Here is a 5927-nt window from a genome sequence, read left to right as displayed (position 1 = left end):
CCTTCGCGGCTGCGGCATGGCTGGCCACGTCATCGTGTCCCTCGGCCTCGGCCGCGCGCGCCCAGCGATCGACGCGGCGGCTCAGGACGCGCCGCAGGCCGGCCTCGGTCGCGGCGAAGCGGGCGAGATGCGCCAGTGCGACCTCGGCCAGCCGCGCCTCGTCGGGGGGTGGGCCGGCGGGGCGGGGTCCCGGCGGGCGCCTGTCTCTTGGCATGGCGCCCTTCTGCCACGCCGTGCCCGCCTTGCAAGGCGAGGCCGACCCCACCCGCTTCGCTGGCGCAACCGCATCGGGCCGGCGGGCGTTCAGGCGGCATCCGGAATCGTCAGGAGAGGACACGTCATGGCTGGCACGAAGCACGTTCTGTTGATGACCACCGCCGCGGCTCTCTGCGTGGCACCCATGCTGGCCTTCGGCCAGGCCAATACAGGCGGTAGCAGCCAGATGCAGGGCACCAACCAGACCACGCCGCAGCAGGGCGCGGCCGGTGGCGGCCGTGCCGCGGCACCCGGCGCCCCGGGCGCGAGCGCGGGCAATCCCAGCACCGGCAATGATGCGCGCGGCGGCGTGACCGCCCAGGCCAACCCGCGCGACGGCACGCCAGGCAACCCGCCCTCCACCGCGACCCAGCGCGGGGCGGATGCAGTGACGGGCAATCGCACCGATCCGGACGGCACCGGCAACAACCCGCCCGGCACCGCCGCCGAGCGGGCATTGGACCGCGCGACGGGCACGAACACCTCCGGCACCAATGACGGGCGCCCAGGCGCCGCGACCGGTAGGACCACGACCGGCACGACCGCAACCGGTACGACGGCGCCCGGCACGGCAGCGACCGGCGCGACCACCGGTTCGATGGCAGTGGACAGCGCGCGGATGCAGGGCGGGCGCCGCGCCAGCAAGGTGATCGGGTCCACCGTCTACAACGAGAACAACGAGAGCATCGGCGAGGTGGACGACATCATCGTCCCGCCGGGCGGGGGCCAGCCGGTGGCCATCCTGTCGGTTGGCGGCTTCCTCGGCATCGGGGCGCGCCTCGTCGCGGTGCCGTACGAGCGGCTGCAGCATGCGGGCGACCGCGATCGCTGGACGCTGCAGGGCGCGACCAAGGACAGCCTGCAGAGTCTGCCGGAGTATCGCTACGAGGACGGCGGACGGCGCGGCTGACGGCCCAGGACCCTCGGCGCCCCGGGTCTCTCCGACCAGGGGCGCCCCATCATTCAAGAACGCAAGGAACCCTACATGAACCGCCTGATCCTGGCGGCGCTGTTCGCGCTGCCCGTCGTTGCCTGCGCCAACCCGAATGACGGGCGCGCGGGCAACCCGCCCTCCACCGCGACGCAGCGCGCCTATGACCGCGCCACGGACAGCCCGCGCACCAGCGCCGACGGCACCGGCAACAACCCCTCGGGCACGGCGGCCAGCCGGACGCTGGACCGGGCGGCCGGTACCAACACCTCCGGCGCGTATCCCGGGCAGTCCGACGGCACGCGTGCCAACCCGCCCGGCACGGCGGCGGAACGCGCCTGGGACCGGACCACGGGCTCCAACACCTCCGGTGCGTATCCCTCGAACAGCGGGGGCGTGCCGCAGCGCTGAACGGCATCCCTCCCTCGCCAGCGCGGGGGAGGGTTCCGCCTGCGGCATGGCAGGCGACGGCCAACCGTTTTGACCCCTCGCGCCTTCTCGGGCATTTTCATCGGCTTCTGCGCCCGCCGGGGCATCCCGTCCACCGGCCGCGCGGAGCTGGAGGAAGCGAGGACGCCGTGATCCCCGCCCTGATGCCGAACTACGCCCGCGCCGACCTCGCCTTCGAACGGGGCGAGGGTGCGCGTCTCTGGGCATCGGATGGGCGACGATTCCTCGACTTCGGCGCGGGCATCGCGACCAGCAGCCTCGGCCATGGCCATCCCCACCTGGTCAAGGCGATCGCCGAGCAGGCGGCGCGGGTGATGCACGTCTCCAACCTGTATCGGGTGCCGCAGGCCGAGGAGTTGGCGCGGCGGCACGTCGCAAATTGCTTCGCGGACAGCGTCTTCTTCTGCAACTCGGGCGCCGAGGCGAACGAGGGCATGGTGAAGGCCGTCCGCAAGTACCACGCCGAGAACGGCCACCCCGAGCGCTTCCGCATGATCTGCTTCGAGGGCGCCTTCCACGGCCGGACCCTGGCGATGATCGCCGCGACCGGGAACGCGAAATACTTGGCCGGCTTCGGCCCGCCGGTGGAGGGCTTCGACCACGTGCCGTTCGGCAACATGAACGCGGTGCGCGACGCGATCACGCCGCAGACCGCCGGCATCATGATCGAGCCGATCCAGGGCGAGGGCGGCGTTCGCCCGGCGGAGCTGCAATTCCTGCGCGACCTGCGCGCCGCCTGCGACGAGTTCGGCCTGCTGCTCGCGCTCGACGAGGTGCAGACCGGCATGGGGCGCTCCGGCAAGCTCTGGGCCCACCAGTGGGCGGGGATCGAGCCCGATGTGATGTCCTCCGCCAAGGGGATCGGCGGCGGGTTCCCGCTCGGCGCCGTCTTCGCGAAGGAGCATGTCGCGAAGCACCTCAAGCCCGGCACGCACGGCACGACCTATGGCGGCAACCCGCTGGCCTGCGCCGCGGGCAACGCAGTGCTCGACGTGATCCTGGCGCCCGGCTTCCTGGACGGTGTGGACCGCGTGGCGCGCCATCTCTGGCGCGGGCTGGAAGGCCTGGCGCGGCGCCACCCCGACGTGATCGAGGGCGTGCGCGGCGCGGGTCTGCTGCTGGGCATCAGGCTGCGCGACGCCGTGACCAACAGCGCGCTGCAGGACGCCGCGGCTGCGGAAGGGCTGCTGACGGTCGCGGCAGGCATGAACGTGCTGCGCCTGGCCCCGCCGCTGATCATCACCGATGCGGAGGCCGACGAGGCGGTGTCGCTGCTCGACCGCGCCTGCCTGCGCGTGTCGCCGGACAGCGCGAAGGCCGCGGCGCAATGAGCGCTGCCTTGAAGGTGGCGGGCGGGGGGAGCGCATCCCCCCGCCACTTCCTCGAGATCATGGATCACGATGCGGCGACGCTGCGCCGGATGCTGGATCTCGGCCTGCAGGCCAAGCGCGGCGCCCTGCCCGGCAAGCCGCTGGCCGGCAAGTCGGTGGCGCTGATCTTCGAAAAGCCCTCCACCCGGACCCGGGTCTCCTTCGAGGTCGGCATCCGCCAGCTGGGCGGTGATGTCGTCGTGCTGTCGTCGCGGGACATGCAGCTCGGCCGCGGGGAGACGCCGGCCGACACCGCGCGCGTGCTCTCGCGTTATGTGGATGCGATCATGCTGCGCACCGACAACGTGGCGAAGATCCGCGAGCTGGCGGAGCACGCAACGGTGCCGGTGATCAACGGCCTGACCGACGTGTCGCATCCCTGCCAGATCATGGCCGACGTGATGACCTTCGAGGAGCATCGCGGCGCCATCGCGGGCCAGGTTGTCGCCTGGACCGGCGACGGCAACAACGTCGCGCAGAGCTTCATCCAGGCCGCGGCGCGCTTCGGCTTCACGCTGCGCGTCGCCACCCCGCCCGAGCTCGCCCCACCCGCCGAGCTGATCGCCTGGGCGCGCAAGGAAGGCGCGCGCATCGAGCTGACCAACGACCCCGTCGCGGCTGTGAAGGATGCGCGCTGCGTCGTCACTGACACCTGGGTCAGCATGTCCGACGAGAAGCCGGACGCGGCCACGGTGAACCGCCACAACCTGCTGGCGCCCTACCAGCTGAACGCCGCGCTGCTGCGGCAGGCCGCTGCGGACGCGATCGTGATGCACTGCCTGCCGGCGCATCGCGGCGAGGAGATCACCGACGAGGTGATGGACGGCCCGCAGAGCGTTGTCTTCGACGAGGCGGAGAACCGCCTGCACGCCCAGAAGGGCGTGCTGCTCTGGGCCCTGGGGGCTGGCTGAGCTTCCCCCTCCACCGGTTTCGCCGGAGGCGCGGGCACCGGCGGAACGGCGCCGACGCAAGCTGACGTGACGAGCGCCGCCGCACTGCGTGCTTCCGTGTGGCGCCGTCCGCCGGCATAGCTGCATGCCTCCGATGTGCACGGACGAGGCGGCGCATGCAGGTCACCACCAGGCCAGCGACGGAAGAGGACCTCGGACCGGCGACACGCATCGTCCAGGACGCCTACAACGACGTGCGCGTCCGGCATGGCTTGCCGGCCAGCATCGCGCTGGGTCCGCCGCTGTTCCAGGCCTTCTCGCTCACCGAGCCCACCTCGAGCCTCTGGGTCGCGGAGGCGGAGGGCGCGTTGCGGGGCTTCGCGTTCTCCTGGATGCGGCAGCGCTTCTGGTTTCTCGCGCAGCTCTTCGTGCGGCCCGGCGAGCAGTCGCAGGGCATCGGCCAGGGGCTGATGGCCCGGACCCTGCACCATGCCCGGGAGAACGGCGCGGAGAACCTTGCGCTGATCACCATGGCCTACAACACGACATCCACGGCGCTCTACATCCGCAACGGGCTCTACCCGCGCGAGCCGCTCCTGCGCCTGGTCGCGCCGGCCCGGGTCGTGGCTGAGCGCCTGGGCGCCGCGGGGCTGGAGGTGGCGCCGATCGAGCCCTGGCCGGCATCGCGCGACTGGCTGAGCGGGATCGACGAGGAGGTGCTGGGCTTCCATCGCGGGTCGCACCACGCCTTCCTGCTGGGCGGGATCGCGGCGCGGGCGTTCCGCATCGAGCAGGCAGGGCGACCCGTGGGCTACGCCTATGTGTCGCCGACAGGTCACATCGGCCCGCTCGCCGTCGCGCCGGGCACCGATACGGCGGAAGCCCTCAAGGCCGTCCTGCGCGGCGCACTGGAGATCGGGTCGGAGCAGATCTCCATGATCGTCGCGGGCCGGGCGGATGGGACGCTTGCCGCCGCGTTTGCGCTCGGCTTCCGGATCGACGAGCCCTTCGTGCTGCTCTCCAGCCGGCCATTCGGGACCTGGTCGTGCTACCAGCCGAGCAATCCCGGCTTCATGTGAGCGGTGCAGCCGGCTGAGCCGGCCGGGGACGCGTCGCTTCGCCGGCTCGTTCCGCGAGCGGCCCTGTCGCGGGGGCGGACTTCACGAACCCTTCATGCCGGTCAGGGCAAGTGCCGTCCTCCAGGCAGGAAGAGGAAGACCCGTCATGTTCGCCAGGATCGGCTTGCCCGGCGCTGCGTCGTCGCGGCTCGGGGTGCGCGGACGCATCCTCGGGATCTGCCTGCTCGCCCTGGCCGGCGGCCTCGCCGCGCTCGTCACCATGAAGGTCGCCGACACCAGCGAACGCGCCCGCGCGATGGCGGCGCAGCAGCTGGAGAGCAACCTGCGCCTGATGCGCCTGATGCTCGGCGACCTCGGCAGCGGGTGGCGGCTTGAGGGCGATCAGCTGCTGGTCGGCGGGCGACCGCTGAACGGCAACAACGCCATCCCCGACCGCGTTACGGCGGTGGGCGGCGGCGTCGCCACCATCTTCGCGGGCGAGACCCGGATCGCCACCAACATCCCTGGACCCAATGGCGGGCGTGCGGTCGGCACCAATCTGGCGGCCGGGCCAGTGCGGGATGCGATCCGCCGCGGCGAGGCCTTCCGTGGCGAGGCGGCGATCCTGGGCCGTCCCTACCTGACGATCTACGAGCCCATCCTCGGTGAGAACGGCCGGACGCTCGGCATCCTCTTCGTCGGGCTGCCGCTGGACGAGGTCGCCGCCATGCAGGCGCAGGCGATCCGCACGGCGTCGATCGCCGGCGTGGCGGTGCTGCTGGTTGCCGGCGTGCTGCTGTGGTGGCTGCTGCGCCGGACGCTGCGCCCGCTGGGCGGGCTGGCGGCCAGCCTCAACGAGCTGGCCGCGGGCCGGCTCGACACCGACGTGCCCTGCACGACGCGCCGCGACGAGTTGGGCGCCATCGGCCGCGCCGTTGCCGCGCTGCGCGACGCCACGCGGCAGGCCAACGCC

General features: G+C 72.4%; 6 protein-coding genes and 1 pseudogene. 6 read left to right on the top strand and 1 reads right to left on the bottom strand.

Annotated elements, in window-relative coordinates; all coding sequences use genetic code 11:
• Positions 1-214: pseudogene (locus OZN99_RS23410) on the bottom strand (regulatory protein RecX); the annotation flags it as partial.
• Between the two features lie 126 nt (positions 215-340).
• Between OZN99_RS23410 and OZN99_RS23405 the strand changes: the two are divergent.
• From OZN99_RS23405 to OZN99_RS23380, 6 genes are all read left to right on the top strand, one after another.
• Positions 341-1165: a PRC-barrel domain-containing protein gene (locus OZN99_RS23405; protein ID WP_270937668.1), complete on the top strand. Its 825-nt coding sequence runs from the start codon at positions 341-343 to the stop codon at positions 1163-1165.
• A gap of 75 nt (positions 1166-1240) precedes the next feature.
• On the top strand, positions 1241-1597 hold the full coding sequence (locus tag OZN99_RS23400) for a hypothetical protein (RefSeq protein WP_270937667.1): 357 nt from the start codon (positions 1241-1243) through the stop codon (positions 1595-1597).
• A gap of 167 nt (positions 1598-1764) precedes the next feature.
• Positions 1765-2967: an aspartate aminotransferase family protein gene (locus OZN99_RS23395; RefSeq protein ID WP_270937666.1), complete on the top strand. Its 1203-nt coding sequence runs from the start codon at positions 1765-1767 to the stop codon at positions 2965-2967.
• A complete protein-coding gene (gene argF / locus OZN99_RS23390; RefSeq protein ID WP_270937665.1) occupies positions 2964-3917 on the top strand; it encodes an ornithine carbamoyltransferase in 954 nt (317 codons plus the stop codon). Before OZN99_RS23395 ends, argF begins: the two co-directional genes overlap by 4 nt.
• Before the next feature lie 155 nt (positions 3918-4072).
• Positions 4073-4975, top strand: coding sequence for a GNAT family N-acetyltransferase (locus OZN99_RS23385; protein WP_270937664.1), 903 nt, complete (start codon positions 4073-4075; stop codon positions 4973-4975).
• 145 nt (positions 4976-5120) lie between these two features.
• Positions 5121-5927, top strand: an 807-nt coding sequence (locus OZN99_RS23380; RefSeq protein ID WP_270937663.1) for a cache domain-containing protein, incomplete at its 3' end; no start/stop codon positions are given.

The sequence above is a fragment of the Falsiroseomonas oryzae genome (assembly GCF_027856955.1).
GTDB classification, from domain to species: Bacteria; Pseudomonadota; Alphaproteobacteria; order Acetobacterales; family Acetobacteraceae; genus Falsiroseomonas; species Falsiroseomonas oryzae.
Note: the sequence above shows the minus strand (reverse complement) of the source record. Positions and strands in the feature narration are given on the sequence as shown.

Bases quoted from the DNA above. Each gene is read 5' to 3' on its own strand.
- argF (WP_270937665.1), top strand. From the start codon at position 2,964: ATGAGCGCTGCCTTGAAGGTGGCGGGCGGGGGGAGCGCATCCCCCCGC.
- OZN99_RS23405 (WP_270937668.1), top strand. From the start codon at position 341: ATGGCTGGCACGAAGCACGTTCTGTTGATGACCACCGCCGCGGCTCTC.
- OZN99_RS23400 (WP_270937667.1), top strand. From the start codon at position 1,241: ATGAACCGCCTGATCCTGGCGGCGCTGTTCGCGCTGCCCGTCGTTGCC.
- OZN99_RS23385 (WP_270937664.1), top strand. From the start codon at position 4,073: ATGCAGGTCACCACCAGGCCAGCGACGGAAGAGGACCTCGGACCGGCG.